The organism is Sorangium sp. So ce145, assembly GCF_051525985.1.
In the GTDB taxonomy this organism is placed as follows: Bacteria; Myxococcota_A; Polyangia; order Polyangiales; family Polyangiaceae; genus Sorangium; species Sorangium cellulosum_B.
Map to the genome: position 1 here is coordinate 9,706,554 of NZ_CP150315.1, position 26,602 is coordinate 9,733,155.

At 68.6% G+C, this 26,602-nt stretch carries 24 protein-coding genes and 1 pseudogene; 9 read left to right on the forward strand and 16 right to left on the reverse strand.

The annotated features are described in order from the left end of the window. Positions 1-3 precede the first annotated feature (3 nt). The 4 genes from WMF34_RS35935 to WMF34_RS35950 form a co-directional block, all read right to left on the reverse strand. Positions 4-1,245 carry a hypothetical protein gene (locus WMF34_RS35935; protein ID WP_437990663.1) on the reverse strand — a complete coding sequence of 414 codons (1,242 nt, stop codon included), beginning with the start codon at positions 1,243-1,245 and terminating at the stop codon, positions 4-6. Beyond that, the gene (locus tag WMF34_RS35940) at positions 1,242-2,825 is read right to left on the reverse strand and encodes a tetratricopeptide repeat protein (RefSeq protein ID WP_437990664.1); all 1,584 of its coding nucleotides are present in this window, start codon (positions 2,823-2,825) and stop codon (positions 1,242-1,244) included. The genes WMF34_RS35935 and WMF34_RS35940 overlap by 4 nt, the downstream gene beginning before the upstream one ends. Beyond that, on the reverse strand, positions 2,818-3,462 hold the full coding sequence (locus tag WMF34_RS35945) for an RNA polymerase sigma factor (RefSeq protein ID WP_437990665.1): 645 nt from the start codon (positions 3,460-3,462) through the stop codon (positions 2,818-2,820). Before WMF34_RS35945 ends, WMF34_RS35940 begins: the two co-directional genes overlap by 8 nt. A gap of 1,816 nt (positions 3,463-5,278) precedes the next feature. Further along, complete coding sequence (locus tag WMF34_RS35950; protein ID WP_437990666.1) at positions 5,279-6,241, reverse strand: retron St85 family RNA-directed DNA polymerase; 963 nt, start codon at positions 6,239-6,241, stop codon at positions 5,279-5,281. A gap of 316 nt (positions 6,242-6,557) precedes the next feature. On the opposite strand from WMF34_RS35950, the gene WMF34_RS35955 reads away from it, so the two are divergent. Then, positions 6,558-7,718: a protein kinase domain-containing protein gene (locus tag WMF34_RS35955; protein ID WP_437990667.1), complete on the forward strand. Its 1,161-nt coding sequence runs from the start codon at positions 6,558-6,560 to the stop codon at positions 7,716-7,718. Positions 7,719-8,005: 287 nt separating this feature from the next. Here WMF34_RS35955 and WMF34_RS35960 read toward each other — a convergent pair whose 3' ends face one another. Beyond that, on the reverse strand, positions 8,006-8,350 hold the full coding sequence (locus WMF34_RS35960) for a hypothetical protein (RefSeq protein WP_437990668.1): 345 nt from the start codon (positions 8,348-8,350) through the stop codon (positions 8,006-8,008). A 133-nt stretch (positions 8,351-8,483) separates the two neighbouring features. Here WMF34_RS35960 and WMF34_RS35965 point away from each other — a divergent pair, with 133 nt between their 5' ends. Both WMF34_RS35965 and WMF34_RS35970 read left to right on the forward strand, forming a co-directional pair. Beyond that, positions 8,484-8,807 carry a hypothetical protein gene (locus tag WMF34_RS35965; protein WP_437990669.1) on the forward strand — a complete coding sequence of 108 codons (324 nt, stop codon included), beginning with the start codon at positions 8,484-8,486 and terminating at the stop codon, positions 8,805-8,807. Continuing rightward, complete coding sequence (locus WMF34_RS35970) at positions 8,804-9,061, forward strand: hypothetical protein (RefSeq protein WP_437990670.1); 258 nt, start codon at positions 8,804-8,806, stop codon at positions 9,059-9,061. The genes WMF34_RS35965 and WMF34_RS35970 overlap by 4 nt, the downstream gene beginning before the upstream one ends. 146 nt (positions 9,062-9,207) lie before the next feature. On the opposite strand, the gene tnpA is transcribed toward WMF34_RS35970, so the two are convergent. Then, entirely contained in the window at positions 9,208-9,519 is a 312-nt protein-coding gene (gene tnpA / locus WMF34_RS35975; protein ID WP_437990671.1) for an IS66 family insertion sequence element accessory protein TnpA, read from the reverse strand. An 8-nt stretch (positions 9,520-9,527) separates the two neighbouring features. Further along, positions 9,528-9,806, reverse strand: coding sequence for a hypothetical protein (locus WMF34_RS35980; RefSeq protein WP_437990672.1), 279 nt, complete (start codon positions 9,804-9,806; stop codon positions 9,528-9,530). Between the two features lie 263 nt (positions 9,807-10,069). Here WMF34_RS35980 and WMF34_RS35985 point away from each other — a divergent pair, with 263 nt between their 5' ends. After that, a complete protein-coding gene (locus WMF34_RS35985) occupies positions 10,070-10,603 on the forward strand; it encodes a hypothetical protein (protein WP_437990673.1) in 534 nt (177 codons plus the stop codon). Between the two features lie 1,203 nt (positions 10,604-11,806). Further along, complete coding sequence (locus WMF34_RS35990; protein ID WP_437994720.1) at positions 11,807-12,175, forward strand: hypothetical protein; 369 nt, start codon at positions 11,807-11,809, stop codon at positions 12,173-12,175. Between the two features lie 151 nt (positions 12,176-12,326). Here the strand turns inward: WMF34_RS35990 and WMF34_RS35995 are convergent. The 7 genes and pseudogenes from WMF34_RS35995 to WMF34_RS36025 all read right to left on the reverse strand — a co-directional run. Then, a pseudogene (locus WMF34_RS35995) lies at positions 12,327-12,712 on the reverse strand (hypothetical protein); the annotation flags it as partial. 471 nt (positions 12,713-13,183) lie between these two features. Then, positions 13,184-14,485, reverse strand: coding sequence for a peptidylglycine alpha-amidating monooxygenase (locus tag WMF34_RS36000; protein WP_437990674.1), 1,302 nt, complete (start codon positions 14,483-14,485; stop codon positions 13,184-13,186). A 679-nt stretch (positions 14,486-15,164) separates the two neighbouring features. Beyond that, the gene (locus WMF34_RS36005) at positions 15,165-16,688 is read right to left on the reverse strand and encodes a glycine betaine ABC transporter substrate-binding protein (RefSeq protein WP_437990675.1); all 1,524 of its coding nucleotides are present in this window, start codon (positions 16,686-16,688) and stop codon (positions 15,165-15,167) included. Further along, complete coding sequence (locus WMF34_RS36010; protein ID WP_437852777.1) at positions 16,685-17,479, reverse strand: ATP-binding cassette domain-containing protein; 795 nt, start codon at positions 17,477-17,479, stop codon at positions 16,685-16,687. Before WMF34_RS36010 ends, WMF34_RS36005 begins: the two co-directional genes overlap by 4 nt. Continuing rightward, positions 17,476-18,765 (reverse strand): SUMF1/EgtB/PvdO family nonheme iron enzyme, encoded by a 1,290-nt coding sequence (locus WMF34_RS36015; protein WP_437990676.1) that lies wholly within the window; start codon positions 18,763-18,765, stop codon positions 17,476-17,478. The genes WMF34_RS36010 and WMF34_RS36015 overlap by 4 nt, the downstream gene beginning before the upstream one ends. Further along, positions 18,762-19,727 (reverse strand): L-histidine N(alpha)-methyltransferase, encoded by a 966-nt coding sequence (gene egtD, locus WMF34_RS36020; RefSeq protein WP_437990677.1) that lies wholly within the window; start codon positions 19,725-19,727, stop codon positions 18,762-18,764. The genes WMF34_RS36015 and egtD overlap by 4 nt, the downstream gene beginning before the upstream one ends. Before the next feature lie 125 nt (positions 19,728-19,852). Continuing rightward, positions 19,853-20,113 (reverse strand): hypothetical protein, encoded by a 261-nt coding sequence (locus WMF34_RS36025; RefSeq protein ID WP_437990678.1) that lies wholly within the window; start codon positions 20,111-20,113, stop codon positions 19,853-19,855. 887 nt (positions 20,114-21,000) lie between these two features. Between WMF34_RS36025 and WMF34_RS36030 the strand changes: the two genes are divergently transcribed. Together WMF34_RS36030 and WMF34_RS36035 are read left to right on the forward strand one after the other, a co-directional pair. Then, positions 21,001-21,174 carry a hypothetical protein gene (locus WMF34_RS36030; protein ID WP_157907150.1) on the forward strand — a complete coding sequence of 58 codons (174 nt, stop codon included), beginning with the start codon at positions 21,001-21,003 and terminating at the stop codon, positions 21,172-21,174. Positions 21,175-21,354: 180 nt separating this feature from the next. Beyond that, positions 21,355-21,546 carry a hypothetical protein gene (locus tag WMF34_RS36035; protein ID WP_437990679.1) on the forward strand — a complete coding sequence of 64 codons (192 nt, stop codon included), beginning with the start codon at positions 21,355-21,357 and terminating at the stop codon, positions 21,544-21,546. Positions 21,547-21,575: 29 nt separating this feature from the next. Here WMF34_RS36035 and WMF34_RS36040 read toward each other — a convergent pair whose 3' ends face one another. Further along, positions 21,576-22,661 carry an MBL fold metallo-hydrolase gene (locus WMF34_RS36040; RefSeq protein WP_437990680.1) on the reverse strand — a complete coding sequence of 362 codons (1,086 nt, stop codon included), beginning with the start codon at positions 22,659-22,661 and terminating at the stop codon, positions 21,576-21,578. A 327-nt stretch (positions 22,662-22,988) separates the two neighbouring features. Here WMF34_RS36040 and WMF34_RS36045 point away from each other — a divergent pair, with 327 nt between their 5' ends. Continuing rightward, entirely contained in the window at positions 22,989-23,609 is a 621-nt protein-coding gene (locus tag WMF34_RS36045) for a TetR/AcrR family transcriptional regulator (protein ID WP_437990681.1), read from the forward strand. Between the two features lie 71 nt (positions 23,610-23,680). Here WMF34_RS36045 and WMF34_RS36050 read toward each other — a convergent pair whose 3' ends face one another. After that, positions 23,681-26,035, reverse strand: a complete 2,355-nt coding sequence (locus WMF34_RS36050) for a DUF3160 domain-containing protein (RefSeq protein ID WP_437990682.1) — start codon at positions 26,033-26,035, stop codon at positions 23,681-23,683. Between the two features lie 243 nt (positions 26,036-26,278). Here WMF34_RS36050 and WMF34_RS36055 point away from each other — a divergent pair, with 243 nt between their 5' ends. After that, positions 26,279-26,599 carry a hypothetical protein gene (locus WMF34_RS36055; protein WP_437990683.1) on the forward strand — a complete coding sequence of 107 codons (321 nt, stop codon included), beginning with the start codon at positions 26,279-26,281 and terminating at the stop codon, positions 26,597-26,599. Positions 26,600-26,602: the final 3 nt, after the last annotated feature.

A 26,602-nucleotide genomic window follows, 5' to 3' on the forward strand; every position in this document is an offset into this window, starting at 1 on the left:
GATTCAGAAGCTCACCTGCAGGCCGAGGCTCGGGAGCAGCGCCGGGCGCCCCGTGCGGCCCACCTCCACACCGGCGATGGTGAAGACAGGCTGTCTTGCGAGCACGAAGACGTCGAGCGCCGCGTGGACGGCGAGGTACGGTAAGACGCGGACGCCGACGCCGCCCCCTGCGGAGACGCCGGCGGCGAGCCAGCTCTGACGCCGGTCGTGATAAGGAGGGTTCGCCCGGCCGGCGACCGTCACATGGTAGACGCCCGCGCCGAGCGAGATCACCGGATGGATCCGCCACGCCTCGGGGCCGGCGGCGTACGCCAGGCCGAGCATGGCCGCGGTCTGCCGCAGCGCCACGCGCCCGCCGGGAGCGTCGAGGTTCCTGGCCACGACGGCCGGTACGAGGGTCCCGCGCAGCGAGACGCTCGCCGTCAGCTCGTGCCCCACACGGAAGTAGGGCCCGGGGACGACCCCGACGTCGCCGGTCAGCGCCGCGAGCCCCGCCTCGACGCTCAGCCGGAGTTTGTCGGACGTGGGCGCCGTGGGCGCCCGGGGCGCGGCGCTCCCAGGGTCGAGCCGCCCGGGCGCGGCCGACCCGTGCGCCGCCTGGGATCCGCCCGCGGGCGTGGCCGACCCGCGCGCCGCCCGGGATCCGCCCGCGGGCGCGGCCGGCCCGCGCGCCGCCGTGGATCGATCCGCGGGCGCGACCGCCGCTCGCGGCTGCAGCGGCGCCGCGTCGAGCGCGATGGCCTCGCGCCCCGCCGGCGCGGCCGCATCGGCGATCCATTGCGCCACCCGCTCGGGCAGCTCGCGCCGCTGCTCGCCGCTCAGCTCGAGCAGGCTGGCCCGGAGCAGCTCCGCCGACCGCACGGCGAGATCGCTCGCCGCGTTGCTGGCGCCGGGGACGCCGAGCTCCACGCGGCGGACCAGCGTCTCCTTCGTCGCGTGATCCGCGATCCACGCGCCGGCGACGGCGCCGCCGTCGGTCTCGAGGATGGCGATGGCCGCGAACACGCCGCCCGCGCCCTCGATCTGCGCGCGCCCGTCGGCGCCCGGCGCGCCCTCCAGGGAGCGGACCGAGAAGCCCACGGCGCGCAGCTCGCCCTCGAGGCGCACCGTGGCCTCCTCGACGACCTTCCCGGCGTGCGGCGCGCGCACCACGATCACGCCGATCTCCTCCGCGGCGCTCGCCTCCCGGGACACGAAGAGCGCGGCGCACAGCGCAAGGGCAAGCCCGAACCCGCTGCGCCTCATGGGCGGCGGAGGATCTCCGCCGCGGCGGCCGCGAACGCCCCGTGCGGGTGGCGCGCGAGGTACTGCGCGGCGATCGGCCGGGCCGCGCCGTCGCCCTGGGAGGCGCGCAGCACGACCATCTTCCGCCCGAGCGCCTCGGCGGCCAGCGAGCCGGCCGGCGACTCGGCGAGGTACCGATCGTACCAGTCGATGGCCGCCGCGGGCGAGCCCGCCTCCGCCATGCGACCGAGGAGGAACGCCGCCGAGCGCGCCTCGGGCGAGCCTGGGAAGCGCGCGCGCTCGGCGAGCAGCGCGCGCCGCGCGAGGTCGTTCCGCCCCGTGTAGCGCGCGGCGTCGGCCAGCGCGGCGATCTCCGGCAGCGGGCTCGCCGCGATCGTCGCGTCGATGCCCCGCGCCTCCGCCACCGCGATCGCCCCGGCGAAGTCGCCGCGGGCGACATGCTCGCTGCAGCTCCCCGAGGCGGGCGCAGGCGCCACGGGCGCACGGACCGCAGCCGAAGCTGGCGCGAGCGCGGCCATCGGCTCGGTCGTGACCGGCGCTCCCGCCGCAGCCGTTGCTCCCGCAGTGGCCGTTGCTCCCGCCGCGGCCATCGCTCCCGCCGCAGCCGGCGCTCCCGCCGCGGCCGGCGTTCCCGCAGTGGCCGGCGCTCCCGCCGCGGTCATCGCTCCCGCCGCAGCCGGCGTTCCTGCCGCGGCCGGCGCTCCCGCAGTGGCCGGCGCTCCCGCAGTGGCCGACGCTCCCGCCGCGGCTGCCCCGCCCGTCTCGGCCGGCGCCCTGGCGTCCTCCAGCATGCCCATCTCGGCCGGTGCCCCGGCGTCCTCCAGCACGTCGGTCCTCGCCGGCGCGTCGGCTTCGCGCAGCGCGCCGCCTCCTGGCGCGCGCGCGCCGGCGGCGCTCAGGTCCGCGATCGTGAGCTCGCCGCGGATCACGTCCGCGACCAGGCGCTGGCCGCCCTGGAGCGCGACGCCACCCGCGACGAGCGGGCCGCGGACCGCGACCGAGCCGCTCTGCATGGTCAGCTCGAGCCGCTCGCGCTCCCAGCTCAGGTCGAACTCCGTGCCCGTCACCCTGACGGTGAACGGCCCTGCCGCCGCGACCCACTCGGCCTCGGGCAGGTGCGCGACCCGGAAGTGCGCGGCGCCGCCCTCGATGTGGATCTGCGCGCCGCGCGCCGTCACGGCGGTGACGCGCCCGCGCGCCCCCGGGGCGAAGCGGACGGTCGTCCCCTCGCTGAAGCGCGCCGTCGCCCCGCTGGCTCCCCCGCGCACGTAGGTGTCCGCCAGCGCCGCGCCGTCGGCGCGGTCTCCCGGCGCGACACCGTCCACCTGGTACGACAGGCGCGCCGCCGGGCGCAGCGCCCAGAGGCCCAGGATCACGAGCAGCGGCGCCAGCGCCGCCGGCAGGAGCCAGCGCCGCCGCGGCGCGAGCGGCAGCACGGGGCGCTCGACCTCGTCGATCAGCCGCGCGCGGCCGCGGGCGAGCGCGCGGTCTGCCGGCGAGACCGCCCCCGCCTCGCGCGCCAGCGCCGCGAGCCGCCGCAGGGCGACCTCCGGCGGAACCCCGGGCCTCGGATCAGCCATCGCTCACCTCCTCCACGGGCTCGACGTACGCCGCGAGGATCGGATCCCGCTCGGCCATCGCGTGGACGCGCGCGGTCACCTTCGCCAGGTGGCGCTTGGCCGTGGCCAGGGACATCCCGCTCGCCTGCGCGGTCTCCGCGAGCTCCAGCCCCTCGACGTGACGCAGCACGAAGAGGAGCCGCGCCCTGTCGTCCAGCCTGTCGAGCAGCGCGTAGAGCCGCGCGACCGCCTCGCGCGCGCCCTCGTCGACGCCCTCGGCCGGCTCGTCCGGCAGCGCGCCGCTGTCGGTGAGCGAGAACCAGCGCCGGAGCCGCCGGCGCCGCAGCGCCGACCGCGCCACGCGCACGGCGATGCCGAGGAGGAACGGTCGCAGCGCCGCGGGATCCCGCAGGTTCTTCACCTCCCGGAAGAACTGCAGGAACGTCTCCTGGGCGTGATCCTCGACGTCGCCGCCCGGGCCGAGCACGCGGCGGAGCAGGCCGTGCACCAGGGCGCCGTAGCGGTCCCAGACGGCGCCGGCGGCGCCTGGCTGGCCCTCGGCAGCCGCGCGGGCGAGGCCGGCGTCGTCCAGGCCGGCCAGTGGGCTCGGGCGGACGAGGGTAAGCCGGGGAGCGAGGGCTGCGCTGGGCAAGACCACGGGAACTGGACTAGGTGGTCGCGAGCGGCTCCCGGTGGCTCACAAAAGCGACGGGGGCGAAGCGAACGCCGCGCGCACCTCGCGAAGGGCGATCTGGATCTGTCGATGGGAAAAGGACAGGCCGCATCGAGGGGGGAGACCGACGCCGGAGCGCCGGCGAGAAGGGGGCCAGGGATCGCGGGGTCGGAGGGCGGCGTCTCCAGCGCGAAGACGGGTGCCACCCGTCTTTTCTTGGAGCCACGTCCACCAGGAGACGGGTGCCGGCCCTCTCATCTTGCAGCCGCCTCCACCGCGGAGACGGGTGCCACCCGTCTTTTCTTGGAGCCACGTCCACCGGGAGACGGGTGCCTCTCGTCTTTTCTTGGAGCCACGTCCACCGGGAGACGAGTGCCACTCGTCTTTTCTTGGAGGCACGTCCACCGGGAGACGAGTGCCACTCGTCTTTTCTTGGAGGCACGTCCACCGGGAGACGAGTGCCACTCATCTTTTCCTGGAGGCACGTCCACCAGGAGACGGGTGCCGGCCCTCTCATCTTGCAGCCGCCTCCACCGCGGAGACGGGTGCCACTCGTCTTTTCTTGGAGCCACGTCCACCGGGAGACGGGTGCCTCTCGTCTTTTCTTGGAGGCACGTCCACCGGGAGACGAGTGCCACTCGTCTTTTCTTGGAGGAACGAATTTGCGGTGCCGAACCGTCGGGATCCGTCGCTTCGCCCGGGATTTTTGGGGCACCAGACCACCGATTGCCCCCATTCGGAAGGCATCGACCCAACCCGGGCCCAGCCGCCGGTGCTTGGGCGTGGCGAGCTCGCGCCAGCCGACCCGTCGCCTCGGGCCGCCGTGGTCGCCTCGCTCGCCGGCCCCCTGAGCCGTGCCGTCGCCCTCGGCGATGAGGACGCGGCTCGTGTTGTCCACGAGGCGATCGGACGGCTTCTCGGCCTGCCGGTGGCACTGGATGAGCGAGCAAGCTCGCTTCGACGGTAGCTTGCCGCATCAGGACGGCCGTACGCGTCCGGCCTGGAGCGTGAGAGGCGGGAGATGAAGCGCCTCGCCTCCTCACGACGAGGAAGCTCAAGAAGATGCAGAAGAAGCGCCGACCGTCGCGCCGCACGAGGTGACCGGTGGCCCCGGTCAGGATGCGGCTCATGTTCGACGCGCTGATCCCGCCGACGAGATGGGATCGGGTGCTTCGGGCTGCGTCGCGCACCGAGGCGCGCGTGCAGGTGCAGAAGCCGCGGAAACTGGCCGCAGCGTCGAAGAAGTGGGCACCGGCGCGCGCCCGGAGCGTGAGGGCTGTAGCGCCCGTCATGCCTCGCCCACCTCGACGATCGTCCACCCACGCGCCGAGAGCGCCAGGATGCGACGAGGACGCAGCCATCGTCGTAGAGTAGCTCCAGCAGGACGGCCGGCGCTGTCGGAAGAGTTTGCATACGACCGACATTGATCGTGGCTGCTGTGCCGCGATATAGAAGGTTATCGATGGCCGGATGGTGCTCCTGAGGTGCAGCTTTTCGCCAGGAGCTGACACGCTGAAACAGCCCGTTCGCGTTGAGAAGATCAGCGTAGTACATCGCATTCACTCGGCCGAGAAAAGGTCGATCTCGACGTACCGCCGAGGCCGTCGGTCATCGGAGCCGCCCCTGGGTCTTTGTAGCACGGATCCGCGCGCTTCTCTCCGTCGAACGCTGAGCTCTGCGGCGCGCGTAGCGCGTCCGCAGCAGCGTGCATTAGCCGGCATCGCTCGGGTCGCTGTTGGTGGCGCCGCCCAGTCTGAGGCACAGAGCGGACGCGCCAGGACAGAGGAGGCTATTAGCACGCTCAGTCGATATCCGCTCGGACGCGCAATCGCTCGAGTCCACTTGCGGTCGCGTTCGCACGCAACCGCTCGATATAGCGAACGAGGATCCGATATCGGGCCGGGTCCGCGTCCGACACATAGTCCAGCCAACCCTGGATTGCATCCAGGCTCAGGGTATCGCGCCCGGTATGGGCGCGATGGATCCGAGCGCGAAGTTCACGAAGCTGCTGGCGTCCAATTCCGACCGTCTCCGACGCTAGCACAAGACCGGTAATCGTTTTCCTGCTTCGCGGGCCGACCAATCTTGACTTGCGACGGTTTAGCCTAAACCCCGCATCATGAACAATGTGGGAAATGAAGGGGCGCGCTCGCGCGAGTACGCGGACACAGGATGACGAGAACGACAAGTCGTCGGCGTACCGCGTGTAGACGATGCCCCTTCGTTCCGCGAATTGTGCAAGGCGGCGGTCCATGCGAAAGCAGACCAAGTTAGCTAGCCGGGGCGAGGACGGCGCGCCTTGCGGCAGCGCACCCATACACGTGCACAAGCGTGCAAGCATGGATGCGGCAGGCGAAGGATAACCCGCGACCCGGAACACTTGTGTAACCTGCGCCATCGAAATCGATGAAAAAAAATTCTCGATATCTACAGTCAAAATCGCCCGTGCGCCGCGGTGCTGCTCTGCATGGTACCGAAGCTTACTGCCACGCTCAAAACCGTATGAACTCGGCGTTGTATGAAGCTTGTCCAGGATGCTTCGCAATATCCATCGCTGCGTGGACCGCAGCATGCGAATGGGATGCGCGATCGGCCGAAAGCCCCCAGTTTTCTTGGCAATGCGGAAGGTGGTGTACGCCTTGTGTCCGGCGAATAGCAACCACCAAAGCTGGCGCCCTGAGAGACGTGCGTGGACTGCGAGATCCTCAAACGTCTCGATCCGTGGCAGGCCGTGGATGTCGAAAGAAGCTGCCTGGCGTCGCATTATTTCCGGGCTGTGATAGGCGAGAGGCTCTCACCCTCCTACACTCTACGCGATCACGGAGTTTAACGACGTGTCCGCGTTATCTTGCGCATGCATTGGGAGCTGAGGTGACGAAACATCACCCACACGGGTTTGAGCAAGCCCAGACCCGGCTGAGAGCCTCTCTAGTGCGCAGCTTATCACTCAGCCACCACTGCATGCAAGACCCAGACGCCCTTCGAAGCTGTAGGTAGGTCTATGTAGGGCCATCGGGCAGCGTGAACGACTGCAGAAAGCGTGCGGCAGGTTGGTTGACAGATGGTATCATCCGTCAACGATGGCGGCACCGCCGTACAAACTATTCATCGAGCCGGTCTTGCGCTATTTGGCGTTGCACGACTCGACCGTAGCGACAGGCGCGGTGTGCGAAGCAGCGGCTCGCGTGCTGCAATTGAGCGACGACGATCGCGCAGAACAATTGCCCAGCGGCGGGCCAGTCTACAAGAATCGCGCGTCATGGGCGCTCAACTGGCTGAAGCGCGCGGGCCTGGCACAGGCGCCGAACCAAGGCGAATGGCAACTGACCGTCTCGGGCAAGCAGCTTGCCGCTGAGCACCTGGTGTTGACCCGTGAGTTGCTATCGACGTTCGCCGCAAAGGTTGAGGAGCGTTCCTTAAGTTTAGGTCCCAGTCGCGCCGGGCCCACCTTAGAGTCAGCACCCATAACACCTACTGGAGTCGGCAACAGAAAGGCGTACCGGCTTCCGCCACGTCCGCTGGCCGTCGGAGGCCAGGCGGAGGTCTACGAGGCCGTTAGAAAGGCTGATAACAAGACGCTTGTCCTAAAGCGAGTTCGGGAGGCCTTGGGCCAAAACAGGATGCGACGCGAGATAGAGGTGCAGTCCTCGCTTCGGCATGCCAACATTATGCCCATTCTAGACTGGGACAGCCTCAATTACACCTGGTACGTGATGCCTCGCGGCCGGCGTGTCATGTCGGAGCTCACGCGGCCAGTCGAGCCAGATCTACTCTGCCGGATAGTGAAGAGTGTAGCTGCCGCGCTCGAGGTTGCACATGCTGCCGGGCACCCACATCGAGATGTCAAGCCTCAGAACATCATCGAGTTGGATGGTGCACACGGCGAGGGGCAGTGGGTGCTGGCCGACTGGGGACTGACGCGGCGCGCGCCGGGAGCAACCACAGCCGAGTGGACGAAGACCGGACAGTTCTTGGGCAGTGCGGGTTTCGCACCCCCTGAGGCATATCAAGACGCGCATAACGTCGGCGCGCCCGGCGACGTCTACGCTTTGGGGCAGGTTATCGCTTGGGCAACAGGCGTTGATCCCGTGCCGAACGTCTCCCCGACGGTCATGGCACCATGGCAGCAAGTCGTCGGGCCTATGACGCAGCAGGAAGCGCGGAAGCGACCGCAAACAATGGCGGAGGTTCAATGCTTACTTTCAATAATCTTCGACCGCGATGACGCTAAGGGATGCTAGCGCCTGAACTCCAGACGATGATTGTCTGAGATCGTCGCTGAGTTCTGAAAGCGCCGGTCGAAGCAATGCATTGCGCTGTTGACGCTCAGGCTGGCCGATGGTCCGCCGAGCAGGCAGCTTGATGGCCATCGCGGGCGTGTGCGGTGGCGGTCAAAGAGAGCGATGGCCATTGTTCGGACGCGCGCCGCAAGGCAGCTCGCAATGGCCATCATGGTTGGTGGCCGTCGGCGCCGGCGAGGTGTTTCTTCGCCAGCGCCGAGGGGGGGCGCCCGTCGTGTCGGTCAGCGTCAGCTGCCGTCCGTCCCCAGGTCGCCGACGATGCGCGCCATCACGTCACGCTCGACGAGTTTCTTCTTCCGTCGCGCCGCCTCGCGCAGCGCGGCGGTGGCCATGCGGTCGATTTCGCGCAGGCTCGAGCCAGCCGCCTCGTGGAGCAGCGTCAGAGCGTCCGCGGTGAAGACGTCGCGGTCGGCGCCAGCACGGCTCATCCGTAGCCGCACGTACTCGCCGGTATCGTCGGGGACCATCGCGCCGATCGAGAGACGCCGCTCGATGCGCGAGTACAGCGAGCGATTTTTGCGCAGCTCAAGCCGGTCTTGAAGGTCAGAGAGTCCTACCAGGATCAGCGACAATAGGGCGCGGCTGTCCCATTCATAGTTCGGTGGGCGACCGGAAACCGACCCGGCGCAAGCCGGGTACGGCGCCGGCCGCCCACCGAACTACGCCTGGGATAGCCGCGCATTGCTTTCGCTCGTGTTGCTTGGCTTGCCCGAGCTCGGCGAGCGGCTCCGCGTGCGCCGCAATCGCTCCCTGTATTCGCGACTCCATTACCGATTGACCATCGACCCGCTCACGCCGGACGATACGGCCGACTATCTGCGTGTACGTCTCGGCCGAGTCGGCTGCACGAAAGAGCTCTTCACCTCGGACGCGATCGCGATGCTGCACGAGGCGGCCGCCGGTAGCCTGCGCGACACCGACCGACTCGCCACGGCCGCGCTCCGCGCCGCAGCGCGCAAGAAGCGCAAGCTCGTCGAGCGCGACGTCCTGAGCCGCGTCCTGCAGCTGGACGCAGAGGAGGCCGGATGAACCCCGTCCCCTTGGCCGAGGGGGACACGCGGCGCGGCGACGCCGCGGGCAGCGCAGCCGCCGCCCTCGTCGCGGCCCTCGCGCTCGCCCGCTACGCGCTCACCGCGCGCTACCCGGGCGACCCGGATCCGCTTTGCCCTCGTCTCTACGCCGTCGACGTCGTGCTCCACTACCTCGATCGACTCGACGACGCTCTCGCTCGCTACGACGCCGTCCTCGACGGCGATGACCGCCTCCCCCTCCGCATCGACTGAGAGCGCCGGCGCTCTGCGACCGCCGCAGTCACCCGGCGCATCGCCTGGCTGCAATCGCGGTGAGCGGAGATCCAGGTCGATGATGGCCATCACAGAGCCGGATCTTCCGGCCATCAAACAGCCTGCTCGGTAACAGCCCGCCGGAATCATCGCGCCGCTCCGTCGAGGGTACGGACCACCTCCGCCAGCAGCGCGGGGTCGAACCCCGCGGCGACGCGCACCCGCGCGCCGCCGACCTCGACGACGAGCTCCGCAGCGCCGCTCGTCACGGCGGGCGCCTTCGGCACCAGGCGCAGAAAGCGCGGGGGCTCGGCCCGCGACAGCCGGCTCGACCAGCCGTGCAGCGTCGAGGCCGCAAATCCGCGGCTCCGAGCGAACTCCTCCGCCGTTTCACCACTCTCGCGCCACGCCCGAACGCGCTCGGACCACATCACTTCGGTCGCCTTCGTCCTTGCCATGCACGCCATCATGAACTGGACAGCGCGGCCGGGGTGAGACGGCGCTTCGCGCAGCGCTTACGGTCGTCCACTTGGGCACGCTCAGGGCCGTCGCAGATGTCGAGGTGAACGTCGGCCAGCTCGGTGCAGTGGCTCTCCACCTGGCCGAGTGCAGGAGCGACGCTGGCAAAGGGCGAGCGTGGCGACGTCGTCCATCTGGCCGAGTACAGGAGAGGCACCAGCGACGAGGCGCGCGGGCGCGAGCTCGGCGCCTCTCCGCCGCTGCGGTCGTAGAGGTCGAAGCGCATGCCGGACAGCACGGTGCGGCCGCCATAGTCAAGCGGAAATAGTCGCGGCGCTGCGAATTTACCGCGAGGGCCGTTCGCCAACCATTTGGTTGACGAACACTCCAGCCGCGTAGCCGCCTTGCGCACCGGCGCACACCCGGGACGGGTCGACCCCCATCCACTGCGGTTGCACCGCAGCGTTTCTCGTTGACGCCCGCGCCACACGCCCAGGAAAATCGTTCGTGCCCCACAGCGCACGTCGCGAGCTGGCCAGGGCTTCCGCCATGTCCATGTGCGCACACGGCAACGTCGGTCTGCTCTGCGCCTGCGCGCTCGTCCTTGTTCCGGCGTCAACGCAGGCACTCGAGTTCAGCGGTGGCGTGAGCGTGGGTGGGATCCAGGTCGGGACCGAACCCAAGCTGGCCGTGAGCCCCTTCGCCGGCTGGCTCTGGCGAAAAGAGCGGGACTTCCGGATCGAAGTCCACAACATGCTCAGCATCATTCCGGGGGCACGTGTAGGGGTTTACGATCGAACGGCGGTTACCGTTGGATACATCACGAAGACGGGCAACGTCAGCCTTGGTCCGGCCCTGTCGCTCTACTCGATGCCGGTATGCGGTGCCGTGCTCTGTAACCGCGTGATGGGGCTTGCTCCAGGCGGGCGCGCACAGTCCGACTGGTATTTCGCTGGGCGTCTGGGGGTATCCACGAGCTTCAACGTGGACTGGGCCGGCGGGAGCAGCCGTGTTCTTCCTGGAAGCGTGGTCGTGATGGTGACCGCTGGGCCTATCTGGAGATTCGGGGGAGAGTCGAAATGAACAAGGTGTTGGCCGTTGGATTTATCGGTCTTGCGGGGTGCAACTTCGATGTCGGGGATTGCTACCTCCGGAGTGAGGGCGAGAGCGGCGCCGGCGGGATCATCATCACCGCGACAGGCGCGGGCGGCTACGGGTTCGGCCAGACAGGGGCCGGTGGCATCGGGCCCGTACCGCTGGAGACGCAGGACATGGATCCGCCTTCTCCTCCGGTCTGCAACATCGCGAGCCAGACGCCGTGTGAGGAGAACTGCGAGGCGGACTACGAGTCTGACAATATACAGTGTGGAAAGAACGAGGGCGAGGCGCAGCGGACAGCTTGTCGGGATAGCGCGTACGCTAGATACAAGAACTGCCGCGACGGTTGCGAGCAGACAAGCAACCGCAGCTGCGATGAGAAGTATCAGGATTGCGTCAACCACGGCCCGTGGTCTTGTGCAAGACCAGGGTCAGGAGACCCAGGCGAGACGAAGTGTAAGACCTGCAGTAGACGATGCGAGTCCGGGGATCCTCCATCGCGAGATTGCAAAAAGTGCTTGTTCTGAGGCTCCAATGACGATTCACGTCACTTCAAATGAGGATATTCGGAGAGCGATCCGGCGCGGCCTTCGCCTTCCTGTGCGTTTCGTGGGCGATAACGTGCTGGAGGGGCCGTGCGCGTCCGGCCCCGATGTCCACCGTGAGAGGCGGAGCAATTATTGGAATCTGCGAGGGCGGGAAAGAACACGATTTTGTTCGCGGTTTCATGATGTTATCAACGCTTTGAAATCGCGACAGAGAATCGTCGTGTGGACGTCCGGGTTGTGGAGGGACAGGCTGATGCTGTGGGCGCTCTGCGCGTGGAGGCTCGGCTATTGGCCCGAGCACCCGGATCTCGACATCGTCGTCCTGGGAGATGCGCCGGAGGATGGGTTTGGCCGTGGATTCGTCCACGTGAAGCCAGCTGACGCGCGCCGCGGTCTGGACGACGCACTCACTCTATCTCGGACGCGCGTCCAGCACATGGCGCGCTCTTGGCGAAAGGTATCCGGTCGGTCTCCGATCCTGTCCATCGAGGGGGGGCGCGCAGATCGAGTACCGAACGATCTCGCAGAGCTGGGCGCCCACCAGGCGGCATTCTTCCCTCGAGTGGACGGTAGGACGCTCACTTTATCTTGGGTTGACGAGCTCTTGTTCGCGTGCCTCGGACAAGACTGGTTGACGCCCGTGGACGTATTCATGCACCGTTCATCGGCTGGCGAAGAGCTGCGCGCTGGTTGGGGGATGCGCATCGGCGATTGCTTTCTCGCCATGCGGCTGCGCCAGTGGGCCGAGCACCGAGGGGCGGAGGCCGCGCTGGAGAGTGTCCCCTATAGGACGGACAGAGGACCTATGCTGGAGGCTCGCTATAGGTTGACGGCTGTCGGCGATGAAATAAAGCGGCATGGTCTTGCTGAAATCGCTCAAGGAGCGCCGCTGCCGGTGTGGGGTGTCACAGCGTACGATCCGCTGGCTCCTTGGGTCGTGGTGGACGGCGGCACACCTCACCAGCGCGTCCAGCGACTTGAAGATCGCGCTACGCAGAAGGAGGAATGACGCCTGCGCCCACACGCGCGTCCGTCTGGCCGAGTTCCGCGGCTGCCTCGGTCGTCACGCCGGATGTTACGGCGATCACGCTATGGCGGATCGCCCGAGGCGTATGCCGCTCACACCGTTTACAGGGTTCGCCTGATGTGCCGTGATCCCATTCAGGGAAGCGTTGCGTCTCGACCTGGATGCCGTCCTCCCCCGTGATCTCGTCGCCAGACCCATCTCAGCTCACGCCGCCCTTGCCTGGCGGTCCGAGAGTATAGGTGACCCCCTCGAGCGTGAGCTGGTCCTCATCGAGGTAGGCGATGCCGATCGAGTCGCCGCCGCGCCCGGGGCCGCCGTAGCCGCCATCGCCCCCTCGGCCGCCGTTGCCACCCTGACAGGACCAGGTGCCGTCCTCACGGCGCCGCCGGATGCGCCTCGACCGCCTTTGCCCCCTTGCTCGGGTGGCCCGCCGTCGCCACCCGGTCCCCCGGCGAGTGTCTCGATCAGGGTGTCGCGTACCGTCAGTTTGGCGTGGAGCGCGACAATCCCGATCGTCGGGAGGCTCCCGAGCACGCATCGCCGCCATACACGCCGTCAGCCTTGTCTGCCGTGCGGTTCAGCCCGGGCCATTCCTCGCCATCCGGCCGTTTGGACGAGCTCAGTAGGGTACAGCTAAACGGCAGGATGCCTTCCGCTTGGTGCTACGTCGCGGTAATCCCAGGCGTTTCAGGCGTGGAAGGCCTGCCTGATCGCATAAGCCCGTTCTGTCAATGAGCTCGTACAGTCGGACTGCACGAACCAGGAACGGCTCCGAGAATCTTGGCTTTGCGGAACGCGTTTGCTTGTCCTATCCGCTCGCTGAAAGCGAAGCGATCGACGCGGCCGTTCGGGGTGGCGCGCGGATCGAAGAGACCCTCGAAGGCGCCCGGCGGCGCGCGCGGTGCTCCTGTTCGCCAGGCTTACGAGAGCTCTCACCGAACGGCGCGCGCCTCCGCTTGGGCACAGGCCGCGCGTCTTGCACGAGCTGGTCTATTTTGTCGTCACACAGGACACGTCTTCCGTCGGAGAAGTCAAGTCCTCCACCTTTGACTCTAGCTCTTGAGACGGATAGTACATCACGAAATTATAGCACATCTCATCCTGCGTCCGCTCCCCGAATTCCACGGCACGGTTACCCGGGTTGTCCCACGCGCAACGCGTCCTCACAATGTCGCCGCCTCGAAGGATGGTATCGTTGTCGTACCAGATCTGGTTGTCGAAGTTCCACGGATCGGCGAGCCCCAGGTTGCTCGGCTCGCTGCCGTCCGTGGGCACCGTGTTGCTCGACAGGTGCTTGCCGAGGGTGTGCATGTGCGGCATGACACTGATCACCGAAATCGCCCCCATATCCTGCGGGAACTGGTAATCGCAGCTCACGTCGAGCGAGCCGTGAGGCGGGATGTTGATGTCTTCTGTGCCGAACGCGAAGATGCCGGCGTCGTTGGGGCGGAGCTCCGTCGTCGTGCAGACGTCGAAGCCCGTGCTGTCTTGCTGCCCGTCGAGGCCCTTGATGTTGCTGTAGTGCACCTGGATTGTGAAGTGTGCCGTGCCTTCCAGCGGGAAGCCCGCCTCCAGCGGCAGCTCCGTGGCCTTGCCGCCGGGCGCCCAGACGGCCAAAAGAGGCCCCATGATGTCGCCCCCATTGCACGGCGTGGGCGTCGAGGGAGACGCCTCATCCGCCTTGAAGAGCAGGATATGGTGTACAATGGTGCTGTTGTCGATGCGGGGCACGATCCCGACGAGGTGTCGTTTCTGGCCGATCTCTACATCGACCCCATAACACATATACTGGTCCTGGACGTCCTTCGGCATGACGTAAGGCGCGGACGGCGCTAGCAGGACATCCGGTGTGCAGCTCAGGGTCGGAGGGTCGATGGTTCCGCCGCCGCCCGGGTCGACGCACGTGTCTTTACCGGCCGGCATGCCGGCGGCGATCCATTGATCGAAGATCGCGAGCTCCGCGGCGGTCAGGGGCTCGGTTGGGGGCGGAGGCATGGGGCGCGCGGTGTCGCGGGCGCGTGCGGCGACGAGCTCGTAGACCTTCTTGTTGGGATCGCTCACCGCGGGCGCGACCAGATCGCTCCGGTCGACCAGCGGGAACGGCGCGCCGAACTTCGGGGACGCCCCGTGACAGGTCTGGCACTTCGTGGAGAGGATCTTGTCGACGTCGCACGGCAGCGCTTCCGCGTTGCCGTTCTCCGGACCGGAGCCGGATGAGCCGCTGCTGCCCTTCTCGGCGTCGCTGCACGCGACGACCACGAGAGCGGATAGGAAGGACAGCGCCGAGAACAAATAACGAGTACGATTCATGCGAGCTCCTCGGGGAAAAGTGCGACCTGAATCGGTGTTCGGGGGTATCGAGCGCTGATCTGCAGCTTTTCGGAAGGGCGGTCGAAGACCGAGATTCCGAAAAACGCCGTCGAATTGGGTGGAAGAAGAACGCGCGCCGCGAGCTCCCGAGAACAGCGGGAGACTTGGCGCGTGAGAGCACCGGCGACCCAGGTCTACGGACGGGCCGGCGACCTGGCGTCGGTGCTACTTCGGTGAGTGCCCGCCCGCTCTGAGACTGTTCAACGGTGCGCTCACGCGGAAGGTATCGAGGCGCTCGCGCGCCAGGAGGCGCGGTGCCGTCGGGTCAAAGCTCGGCTGCGGACCAGGGTCGCGCGCGGGGATCCATCTACGGGGCGCGCCCGAGCCCGCTACGGAGGCTCAGCGGCGTGCTCGGGCCGAACGCGCCGTGGCGCGCCGCCGTCGTGGTGTACGGCCGCGGAGGCGTTGCCGCCGTCGCTCGCGCCATGGCCGTCTTCGGGAACGATGACGGTGCCAGTAGGGTACAGCTATACGGTAGGATGCCTTCCGCTTGGTGCTACGTCGCGGTAATCCCAGGCGTTTCAGGCGTGGAAGGCCTGCCCCATCGCACAAGGCCCGTTCTGTCAATGAGCTCATCCAGTCGGACTGAGCGCAGAAGAATTCAGCGCCGCAATTCATCGAGGAAACGGGCGGCCACCGCGGCGGGCGAGCCCTTCTTCTCGTCCACGGCCGCGTTCATCTGGCGCATCTTCCGCGCGTCGATCGTCCCCGACAGCCCGCGCAGCGCCTCCAGCACCTCCGGGCGGGTGCGCGCGAGCCGATCGCTCACCAGCACGAGCGCGTCGTACGGCGGGATGGCCCGGCGATCGTCCTCCAGCAGCACCAGATCGTCGGCGACGATCCGCCCGTCGGTCGAGAAGGCGGTGATCACGTCCACCTGCTCCGCCCGCAGCGCCTCGTAGAGCAGCGATGGATCCATGCTCCGCGCCTCGCGGAACGCGAGGCCGTACACGCGCTCGATGGCGCGCCACTCCGGCCGCTGGAAGATCTCGTAGTCGCCCCCCACCCGCAGCGATCGCGCGCGCGCCCCGAGATCGCTGATGCGCCGGATCCCCAGCCGCTCGGCCTCGGCCCGCGGCATGGCGAGCGCGTAGGTGTTCTCGAACCCGAGCGCGGCGGCCACGTGGACGTCGTACCGATCGAGCAGCTCCCTCTCCACCGTGGCCAGCACCGACGCGCGGTCCGCGCTCTCCGTGCTCCGTCTCAGGACGTTCGCCCAGAGGGTGCCCGAGTAGTCGACGTAGACGTCGATCTCGCCGCTCTTCAGCGCGTCGAACACCACCGTCGATCCGAGCGATCCCAGCGTCCGCGCCGGCACGCCGGCGACGCGCTCGATCCTCCCGGCGACGATGCCGGCGAGGATGTACTGCTCGGTGAAGGTCTTGGCGCCGACGGTGATGGACACCTGATCATCGCGCGCGAGGAGGGCGCGCACGACCGGGGTGGCCGCGAAGGCAGCGAGCCCGGCGAAGCCGCCGAGACACAGCAGCACGAGGCGCCGGCTGTGGCGCGTGACGCCGGCGAGCAGGCCACGCACCAGGCCGTCCAGCACCAGCGCGAGCCCGGCCGAGGCCACACAGCCGATCAGCACGGCCGTGAAGTTGCGCGTCTGCAGCCCGCTGAAGATGTAGTCACCAAGGCTCGGCGCCCCGACCGGCGTGGAGAGCGTGGCGGTGCCCACCGTCAGCACCGCCGCCGTGCGCACGCCGGCCACGATCACCGGGAGCGCCAGCGGCAGCTCGACGCGGCGGAGCTGCTCGCGGGGCGTCATCCCCACGCCGCGCGCGGCCTCGATCACCGCCGGATCGAGGCCCGAGAGGCCGGCCGCCGTGTTCCTGAGGACCGGCAAGAGGCTGTAGAGGAAGAGGCCGATCAGCGCCGGCAGGTAACCGATGCTGCGCGCGCCCAGGGCCGCGAGCACGGGCACCATGAAGGCCAGGAGCGCCAGGCTCGGGATGGTCTGGACGACGCTCGCCACGCCCAGCACCGGCCCCTCCAGGCGGCGCGATCGCGTGACCAGCACGCCCAGCGGGACGCTCACGGCCACGCCCAGCGTCAGGGCGACCAGCGTCAGCCCGAGGTGGGCGGCGAGGTAGCGCGGGAGGAGGGCGAGCTGCTCCTTCACGAAGCGTCGCCTCCAGCGATCGTTCGCGCGGGCGCGCCCGCGATCAGCGACTCGACGGCGCGCGCCTGCTCGAGCGGGCCGCGCACCAGATCGGCCACGTAGTCGTCGGCCGGCGCGCGCACCAGCTCGCGGCCGGGCGCGAGCTGCAGGAGGCGCCCGCCGCGCATGACGCCCACGCGATCGCCGAGGAGCAGCGCCTCGACGACGTCGTGCGTGACGAAGATCGCCGAGAACCCCAGGCTCCGGCGCACCCGCGCGAACGATCGCTGGAGGCGCTCGCGCGTGATCGGATCGAGCGCGCCGAACGGCTCGTCGAGCAGCAGCACGCCCGGCTCGGCCGCCAGCGCCCGCGCCACGGCCACGCGCTGCGCCTGGCCGCCGGAGAGCGCGTCGGGCCGCCGATCGCGGACCTCGGCTGGATCCAGCTCGACCAGCTCCAGCAGCGTGTCCACCCGACCCCGGATGCGCCTCGCGTCCCAGCCGAGGAGCGCCGGCGTGATGCCCACGTTCTCGGCGACCGTCAGGTGCGGGAAGAGCCCGAGCCGCTGGAACACGTAGCCGATGCGGCGCCGGAGCGCGTGCGGCGGCACGGTGGTCACGTCCTCGCCCTCGACGCGGATGCGACCCGAGCTCGGCTCGATGAGCCGGTTCGTCATCTTCAGCGTCGTGGTCTTCCCCGATCCCGACCCGCCCAGCAGGACGACCAGCTCGCCGGGCTCGACGCGCAGGGAGACGCTGTCGACAGCGGCGATTCCATCGTAGCGCTTGGTCACCTGATCGAGCTCGATCATCGCCGCCGAGAGCGTGGCTCCTCGCGTACGACCCGGAAGCTCGAAAAGACATAGGGATAGTCCCGGCGGTACCAGTTGCGGAAGCTCGGCCGGAGGAACCCCTCGTCGGTCGCCCACGAGGCGCCGAAGACGACGTCGTGCTCCCCGTCGAAGAAATCCGCCGAGTACCCGGGGTACGTGCGGGCGTACGCGACGAAGCCGGGCAAGGGCGCGAAGGGCGTGGACGTCCACTCCCAGCCATTGCCCACCAGCTCCTCGACGCCGAACGCGCTGGCGCCGTCCGGGTGGCTGCCCGTCGGCGCCGGCGACCATCCGCGAAAGCCGAACTGGCCATGACGCGGCTCGCCCGGCGCGTGCCCCCACGGACGCGCGCGCACACCGCCGCTCGGCTCGCCGAACGCGGCGCGGCGCAGCTCGGCCTCGGTCGCCAGGCGCCCACCGCGCCAGACTGCATAGGCGCGCGCCTGCTCGCCCGAGACCTGCGCCGGCCAGCCCGACGCGACCTCGAAGGAGACAGGCCCGAAGATCGTCTTCACCGCCAGCCCGCCTCCGCGGCGCACGAACGTACGGGGCGTGAGCGCGGCCAGCGCGCCGTCTTGCATCGCCTCGAGGAAGGCCAGGTAATCGCCGTTCCGCACCGGCAACGAGTCGATGGTGAAGCCCGGGACATCGATCTCCGCGCGCCCGAACTCGTTGTCCCAGCCGAACGGGATCGCCTCGAAGTCCGCGCCGATCACCACGCGGCCCGCCGGGACGTGCCGGGGCTCGGCCGCGCGCCCCGCGCCGCCCACGAGCGCGGGCGCGCCGCCGGGGCGCCGCGCGGCGCCGTGCTCCTGGAGCATGTACATCAGGGTCTCGTGGTGCATCCGCTCGTGCTCGATCACGAGCTGGAGGATCCGCCCCCGCGCGCCGAGCACGTCCTCGGCGCGCGCCAGCACGTCGGGGATGCGCGCCCGCACGGCGCGGCGGACCTCGTCGCGGTACGCGATCACCTCGGCGATCGCCGGCCACACGTCCCTCGACGCGGCGCGGGCGCCGTCCTCGTCGGCCGGATCGATCCCGCGCTCGAACAGCACGTCGAAATCGCTCCGCATGGGCCCGAGCCCGAGGACGCCTCGGCCGATCTGGTTCCACGCGAAGGCCGGGAGGTGCCCCAGGTAGAACGAGAAGGGGTGTCGCAGCGCGATGGGCCGACGCCCCATCGACGCCTCCGGGACGAGCGCGAACAGATCGTCGCTGCGGCGCCACGCGGCGGCGAGGAGCGCCTCGAACGAGGCCTCCGTCACGCGTCGCTCCGCCGGAGCAGGGCCAGCGCGAAGAGCTGGTCGGGATCGGTGTGCCACGAAGACACCACGAGCCCTCCGGCCCGGGCCGAGGCCTGGAGCGAGTCGCGCGTGAACTTGCAGCTCACCTCGGTGCGGATCTCGGCGCCGCGCTCGAGATCGAGCCGCAGATCGAGCGCCGGGATCTGCACGCGCATCCGCCGCGAGGCCACGAGGCGCATCTCGATCCACGCCCGCGCCGCGTCGTAGAAGGCGCGGTGCGCGAACGCGTCGGGCGCGAAATTCGCCCCGAAGCGCCGGTTGATCACGCGGAGCGCGTTGCGGTTGAAGGCCGCCGTCACGCCCTCCGGATCGTCGTACGCGGCCTCCAGCCGGGCCGTGTCCTTGACCAGATCGGCGCCGACGAGGAGCGCGTCCGACGGCTCCATGACGCGCGCGACCTCGCGGAAGAAGGCGCGCCGCTCGTCGGGGTAGAGGTTGCCGATGGTGCCCGCGAGGAAGATCACGAGGCGCCCCCCGCCCCGGCCGAGCCGCGGCAGGTCGGTGGTGAAATCACCGATCACGCCGCGGAACGTGTACTCCGCGTAGTCGGCGCGGAGGCGGCTGATCGACGTCTCGAGGAAGAGCCCGTTCACGTCCAGCATCGTGCACGTCTCGCCGCCACCCACCCGCCGCCAGGCGTCGAGCAGGATGCGGATCTTGCGGCCCGCGCCGCTGCCCAGCTCGACGAGGCGCCGCGGCCGGACGGCGCCCAGGATGTCTCCGGCGCGCTGCTCGAGGATGCCGATCTCCGTGCGCGTCGGGTAGTAGACCCCGAGCCGGGTGATCTGCTCGAACAGCTCGCTCCCGAGATCGTCGTAGAAGTAGACGGACGGGATCTCGGGCAGCGATCGTGTGAGGCTCTCGCGCAACCGAGCGCGCTCATCGGGTGAAGGGTACGCGTCCTCCGCGAATGTGGAGCTCAACAGGACCTCCTTGAGGGAGCGCTGGGCAGCGCGTCCATTGGGAGGAGAGCGGCGGACGTCAAGCATGGATCCCCGGCGTGCCGCCGTGGACGATGCTCGGTGAAACCCGGGCAGCGCGGGCGTACTCAAGGGGTGTGCAGAAAACGGGGGCCGGGCAGGTAGAGCCAGCAGGGTACGGCCAAACGGCAGGATGCCTTCCGCTTGGTGTTACGTCGCGGTGATCCCAGGCGTTTGAGCAGCCGCTCGCCGAGCCACTGCAGCCCGTAGGCGAAGCCGCCCACCTCCTCGAGCACCTGCTCCACGTGCGCCGCGGCGCCTTGCGCGGCCACCTCCCTCGCGGCTTCCGCATCGAGCGGCCCGACCCAGATCCGCTGCGAGCTGGTCAAGAATCGCGGCGTCAGCCCATTCTCTTGAAACACCTCCTAGAGATGCCGCCGGGTCATCGCTGGCGCGCGCGATGACGATGGTGCGGGATCAGACCGGCGGGACTTCGTCAGAATCCAGCGGTGCCAGAGGATCAACGACATGTGGGGGAGATCATCGGCACTCGATCAATCGAGCGGAAGGGGGTGGACACCCGCTGGAGGCACTGGGGGTGCCATGGCCAACTTCGGCACAAGGCGACACGAGCCTCGCGCGCCAGATGAAGAAGCAACGGAGATCGGGGCACAACGTATCTGGCACGAGCTTTGCCTGGAGCGAACGTATGCCACCCCAATCATCGATGCGCAGATCATGGGCTGCTGTCACCGTCGCGCTGCTGACGGCCGCACTGCATGCGGCGTGCGGCTCTGTCACCGTTGCGGATACCCCGAGCTCCACGTCGACCGCCGGCACCAGCGGGAGCTCCGGTGCGGATACCCCGAGCTCCACGTCGACCGCCGGCGCCAGCGGGAGCTCCGGTGCGGATACCCCGAGCTCCACGTCGACCGCCGGCACCAGCGGGAGCTCCGGTGCGGAGGCAGCTGGCGAGGCGTGCGGGATGAATGGGCCTTGCGAGCCGGGGTCGTATTGCCTGTTCGGCGACCATGCGTGCGGGACGAGCCCGCCCGACGAACTCTGCCCGACGGATGGCTACTGTGCTGTGCCCGGTTCATGCAGCGGCCTGGGCGGTCCACCTGTCTGCGGCTGCGACGGCAAGGTCTACGACAACGCGTGTCTCGCGGACTCCGCCGGCGTGGGCACTTCGAGCCTCGGAAACTGTGGGCCCGCGCCTCAAGGGCGCTTCGCGTGCGGCGAGCTGTTCTGCGAGAAGGCGGCTCAAATATGTATCGTGAACCATCCCGACGGCTGCGGGTCCCCCTGGCACGAGTGTCGCGACCTGCCCCAGGGCTGCGATAGCGCCAGCTGCAATGGGTGCGTCGACGAGTCGAACGAGTGCCTCGATGTCCTCCAGTGCAGCGCGGACGCCAACGGCGACATCACCGTCACGTGCATCACCTTCTGATCCCGACGACGAGCGATCCGGCAGCAGCTCCGCCGATACAGGAAATCTTCCTGCGCGCATGGGCCACACGGCCTCGACGCGGAGGAAGATCGGGCGCCGCCGTCAGCGGCGCAGATCCAGTTCATCCGCGAGCGGATCGGTCGCCGCGACACCGACGCGCTGTTCGCCGACGACGAGGCGATGCGGCTGCTCACCGAGCTGGGGCCGGACCTCAACATCCTCACGTATGGCTTCAACTTCAAGCATCCTGACGGACGCGTGAACCGGAGCCTCGCGCTGGCGAACCGCCGGAACAAGGCCGTCTATGAGGTCCTCAGCCTCAAGCCCGGCGAGGATCCGTCCGGGCACCCGCGGATCCATCCGCGGGGGTGAGCCCGTCCGTGCGTCCTCGCGGCGCCGCGCTACTTCCTCTTCGCGTCGTCGACGTAGGGGGCGGGCACCCAGCGGTAGGACGCTCCGTCTCTCCGGACGCGGCCCAGCCCGGGAAACGGGGCGTGGGTGTGCGCGACGAGGTAGCCCTTGTCGGCCGCGTCGGCGAGCGCCTTCTTGCGCGTCTCTACAGCCATCGGCGCGTTCACGTCGAAGGCCACCGCCACCGAGGGATCGTCGAACTGAACGGCCATGATGTGAACGAGGTCGCCCCACAGGAGGAGCCTCTGGCCGCCGCTCTCGAGAGCGTACAGCGTGTGGCCGGGCGTGTGGCCGTACGCCGGCTCCGCGCGGAACCCCGGAAAGAACTCGGCCGCTCCGGCGAACGGCTTCACTTGCCCGGCGTCGAGGTACGGCTGCAACGTGGCTTGCGCCGCGGCGAAGAACTGGGCTTGCATGCCCGAGGACTTCGCGGCGCTCGCCTTGTCCATCCAGTAGTCGAGATCCTTCTGGTTCAGGTGGACGGTGGCGTTCGGGAAGGCCCGCTTCCCGCCGATCACGAGCCCGCCGGCGTGATCCGGGTGAACGTGCGTGAGGAAGACGTCGGTGACGCTGTCGGCGCTCACGCCCACCGCAGCGAGCGACGCGGGGAGCTTCCCGGTCGTGGGGCCCATGAGCTCTGCGCACCCGGTGTCGACGAGGATCGTCCTGCCGTTCCTGTGGATCAGGAAGGTGTTGAAGGACACGTCGATCGGCGACCTCTGGAAGGATTGCGCGAGGAGTCTGTCGACCTCACCCGGCTTGGCGTTGAGGACGAGGCCATTCGAGATATCGAGGCCGAACGTGCCGTCGGAGAGCACGGTCACGTCGATGTCGCCCACGCGCGTGTGATAGAAGCCCGCCTGGCGCCTCTCGCCGCCGGACGGAGTCAGCGCGCTCGCCGCCGGAGACGGCGCCGGTGCCGCCGGCGTCGCGGCGGGCTGCTCCGGAGCCGCCGGGCTCTTCGGAGCGCTGCTGCTCGGCGGGGCCGGGGCGGCGCACGCGGCGGGGAGGGTGAGAGCGCCTCCGAGCAGCAGGAGTGAGGCCGCGATGGACGCGATTCGCCGCGTGGAAATCATCCGCATCATCGTTCTTCTCTCCGGGCTCTCTTCGGTCGCTGGCGGCGCGCGAGCGCTGCTCGCCGCCCGTCGGCGGGACGGCGGCCCGTGTTCGCCGCCCGTTCGCCGTTGCACAGTACGTCCAGGAATGTAGACTTTCTATGCCTGAAACATCAGAAAAAAAATAAACCGATCGTCCAGATGAGGCGCTTGACGGGCGCCGGAGGAGCGGGCGATGGACGCCCTCTGCCGACTCTTTCATTCGCTGCACGTCGAGGCGACCAGGTCCGTGACGGCGGCGCGCCCGTCGAAGTTGACACAGTGTAAACTATGCCCCATGTTGACACGATGTCAAGCAAGGACGGGGAGACCCGCGCTGCGATCCTCGAGGCCGCGCGCCGGCTGGTGACCGAGCCGGGGCGTCGCGGCGTCTCGATGGCGGAGATCGCGTCGGCGGCCGGGGTGTCGCGCCAAGCGGTCTATCTGCACTTCGAGACCAGGACCCAGCTCTTGGTCGCGCTGGTGCGTCACGTCGACGAGGTGCATGGGTTCGCCGACCTGGTCCGAAAGTGCGAGCGCGCCTCCGACGCGCGCACGATCCTCTCCGAGTTCATCGGTGCGTGGGCGGGCTACGTCGCCCACATCACCGACGTGGCGCGGGCCATGCGGGCGGCACGGGCCACGGACGAGGACGCGGAGCTCGCGTGGCGCGACCGCATGCGCGGCTTCACGGGCCTCTGCGCGGGCTTCGTGGCGCGGCTCCAGGCCGAAGGCGCGCTGGCCGAGGAATGGTCGGCGCCGGATGCGGCGGACTTCCTGGCCACCCTCCTGTCGATCGGGAACTGGCAGGAGCTCATCGAGGAGCGTGGCTGGTCCCGGCCGCGCTACGTCCGCGCGATGCGTCGGATCGTGGAGCAGAGCCTGCTCAGGCCGATGGAGATCAAGACGGCACCGAGGAGGCGCTCGTGAGCGGCGCGCAGCCGGAGCTCTTGGCGCAGGGCTGGGTGGAGATCGGCCGGCCCCTGCAGCCGCGCCGGTCTCTACTCCGCCAGCACCGGCGCCATCCACGGCACGTCGGCCGGCGGATCTTGATACAGCTTCCGAGCCCATTCCTGGTCGGTGAGTCGGGTGAAGCCCTCCGCCAGGTGCTCGTGGTAGGCGAACACTGCGCCCGCGTACGCGCGCGGACCCTGACAGGTATCGACCGTCATGACCATCATGCGTGGATTGCCGGTGCCCACGTGCAACACCGACGGAGATCGCGGGACCGGCAGGTCGCCTCCGATGTCCGTGTGCACATCGGCGATGGTCGGGTCGCTCTTCAGGCCGTCGACGGGATCGAAGAACAGGTCTTTGTACCAGCCCGTTTGCCAGGGGTCGCCGCTGCCACCGCCCTCGATGTGAATTGCCTGCTTGATGAAGGTCAGATGCTCCTCCGAGTGCGGCATGCCCGTCCGCTGCGCTTCCGCCATTTCACTCAAGGTGGTCGCGATGCGTGACAGGGTGCCGAAGTAGGCGCTCACCTGCTCCGCCAGCGCGTTGTTACCGTTCAAGCTGAAATCGAGGGTATCGACCAAGGCCTGGCCCTGGCCGGCGAACTTGGCGATCCTTTGAAACAGCTCGGGGTAGGGCTCGACGTACGCATCCGGGAAGTCGCAGCCATTGCTGCCGGTATACGACTGCTTGGCATACAAGATCGTGTCGTGCCTGAGCTGCGCCCACGATCCGAGCTGGGTGTTCAGCAAGCGGCGCCCCCACGCCTCGCTGCGCGCCACGCTGGGCAGACCTTCCGCGGCTGGCCCGAGGGTCGTGGCGTTCGCCGAGAGCGTCTGCAGCGCCCCAAGCCAAGACGTGTACAGGCTGCCTTCCCAGTACGACGGCGGGTGGGCGTCGGCGATGACGCGGACGGCCGCCAGATCGCCGGCGTAGTTCCACTCTTCGAGCTCACTCGCGAGCAGGCTCACCGCGTGGTCGTTCTTCAGGGCGGCGAACGCGGCGTCGAGCGGGTTCGGGACCACGCGCGTCGAGGTGCGGTCGTACACCACGTTGGAGAACACGTGACTGTCGATCACGTAGCGCTGCCCGAAGAACGCAAAGCTCGCGTTGAGCGGGAACGTGGAGTCGCCGCCGTCCTTTCGCATGATGTGGCTCGCGATGCGCTGCTCGCCGTAGCGCCCGTTGATGATCGCCTGAGCGATCGTCGCGTCGTCGATGGCGGCAAGCCCGCTCGCATCGGACACCCCCAGGCCTCTCAACAGCTCGTCCAGCTCGGGCACGATCATGTAGTCGTGCTCACCCACGAACGCGGTGATGGTTCGATCGATGCCCGACCAGTCTTCCAGCGCCGCGGCGTCCATCAAGTCACGCAACGCCAGCGCCGCCTCGAGCTGGCGGCGCCAGAAGACGCGCGAACCAGTGGGCATGGTCTCGATGAGCCGAAAATCGATGCGCCCCATCCACATCATGGCGCGGAAATAGCGCTCGAGCGCCACCGTGTCCGTGTAGTGGCCCCGCGGCTTGAATTGCGAGAAGTCGAAGCGGCGCGAAACGCCGAACATGGACTTTAGCTGCTCTCCGTCGGCCGCCTCGGCGTGAGTCAGGAAGGACGCGACGTCGGCCTTGCTGGCACCCGCCACGGGTTCGCTCGGCGCTCCCATCAGCAGGCTGCGCGCGACGGTCAGGTAGAAGTCCGCGTCGGCTGCCGCCTGCTGCGAGAGCCCGGAATTTCCGGACGCCAGGCGAGCGCGCATCCCGTCCAGCAAGCGGGTGACACGCGGGATCAAGACGGCTTGTTCCAGGGCCTGCAAGATGTCGTCGTACGAACGGTGCATGGCTTCGAGCACCATGTCGCCGCTCACGAAGACCGGCAGATCGTGCACGTAGATGGCAGCGTAGGCGTAGGGAAAGCTGGGATAGGCAAGTCGACTGGAGATGACGAAGCCGTTCGCGGCCAGGACCTCGAGCTCCGCGTCATTCAGGCCCAGCTCTGATCGCTGGATCAGATCGAGGTTCTGAACGTCCGTGAGACCGTAGCCCAGATCATTCGAGAACGAGACCGCGTAGGCCTCCTGGAGGGATGCCGCGTCGTGTTGTTTGGCGGCGGCCACCTGGGCTTCGACTTCGGTCGCTGCGACCGAGCTGAGCTCGAGCTGCACCTGGGTTCCGACCTCTGTGGGACGCTCGTCGCCGGGACCGGCGGGGCCCGGCCCACCCGGTTCGGTGGAACCAGAACACGCCGCGAGCAAGCCAACGCTGACCAGGGTGGAGAGAATTCGTTGGGTGTGCACGGATTTTCCTGCTCCTTTGGCGGCACGGGGGCCGGTGTGCCGGTGTGCCAAACCCGGATCGTTGTGCCGCGGCACCAGGCCGAAGGACGCTCGAATCGCGGGTTTCATCCACTCCATGTGTGCCAACGCCACAGCAAAGCAACCGGCGTGCCAGCCCTCTCAGCCGACAAGCGGCTTCCAGGCTTCCCTCGGGCTCGAGGTACGCGTGTCGGCATCACCTGCCAGGGCGCGCGGGGGAGGCGCGCTCGGCGGGGTCGGGCTTGCAGGATCGGCCTTGCTCGCCTTGTCGTCCTTGACACGGGTTGACGAAGCCGTCGTAATTGCGTCGTGCTGACCATCCGGCGCGAGCAAATGAGACTCCTGGCCCGGCGCTCGGACGCCGAGCTCATGCCGCGCCTGCTCGAACGCGTGCGGGTGATGTATCCGGAACAGGTCTGGAGCACGAACGACGAGGCGCTGATTGAGCGCCTGAAGGCGCAGCTCCAGCGGGCGGCGGGCCACGGGCTTCACCTCGAGGCCTACGTGACCAGCTATGTGGATCTGTGCTTCGAGCTCGGCGACTCGTTCGAGGAACAACCGGAGTACGCGGCGCTCGTCGCCACGCTCCGCGCCCGGGATGTGACCAGCGAGGCCAAGGCGCGGGCCATCGCGGACGAGCTGGTGATCGGGTAAGCG

Excerpts from the sequence above, each read along its gene's own strand:
- WMF34_RS36010 (WP_437852777.1), bottom strand. The coding sequence starts at position 17,479 with ATGATCGAGCTCGATCAGGTGACCAAGCGCTACGATGGAATCGCCGCT.
- WMF34_RS35950 (WP_437990666.1), bottom strand. The coding sequence starts at position 6,241 with ATGCGACGCCAGGCAGCTTCTTTCGACATCCACGGCCTGCCACGGATC.
- WMF34_RS35970 (WP_437990670.1), top strand. The coding sequence starts at position 8,804 with ATGAACCCCGTCCCCTTGGCCGAGGGGGACACGCGGCGCGGCGACGCC.
- WMF34_RS36055 (WP_437990683.1), top strand. The coding sequence starts at position 26,279 with ATGAGACTCCTGGCCCGGCGCTCGGACGCCGAGCTCATGCCGCGCCTG.
- WMF34_RS35955 (WP_437990667.1), top strand. The coding sequence starts at position 6,558 with ATGGCGGCACCGCCGTACAAACTATTCATCGAGCCGGTCTTGCGCTAT.
- WMF34_RS35940 (WP_437990664.1), bottom strand. The coding sequence starts at position 2,825 with ATGGCTGATCCGAGGCCCGGGGTTCCGCCGGAGGTCGCCCTGCGGCGG.
- WMF34_RS36050 (WP_437990682.1), bottom strand. The coding sequence starts at position 26,035 with ATGAAACCCGCGATTCGAGCGTCCTTCGGCCTGGTGCCGCGGCACAAC.
- WMF34_RS35980 (WP_437990672.1), bottom strand. The coding sequence starts at position 9,806 with ATGCGCTTCGACCTCTACGACCGCAGCGGCGGAGAGGCGCCGAGCTCG.
- WMF34_RS35985 (WP_437990673.1), top strand. The coding sequence starts at position 10,070 with ATGTCCATGTGCGCACACGGCAACGTCGGTCTGCTCTGCGCCTGCGCG.
- WMF34_RS36035 (WP_437990679.1), top strand. The coding sequence starts at position 21,355 with ATGCGGCTGCTCACCGAGCTGGGGCCGGACCTCAACATCCTCACGTAT.
- WMF34_RS35935 (WP_437990663.1), bottom strand. The coding sequence starts at position 1,245 with ATGAGGCGCAGCGGGTTCGGGCTTGCCCTTGCGCTGTGCGCCGCGCTC.
- WMF34_RS36040 (WP_437990680.1), bottom strand. The coding sequence starts at position 22,661 with ATGATTTCCACGCGGCGAATCGCGTCCATCGCGGCCTCACTCCTGCTG.
- WMF34_RS36045 (WP_437990681.1), top strand. The coding sequence starts at position 22,989 with ATGTCAAGCAAGGACGGGGAGACCCGCGCTGCGATCCTCGAGGCCGCG.
- tnpA (WP_437990671.1), bottom strand. The coding sequence starts at position 9,519 with ATGGCAAGGACGAAGGCGACCGAAGTGATGTGGTCCGAGCGCGTTCGG.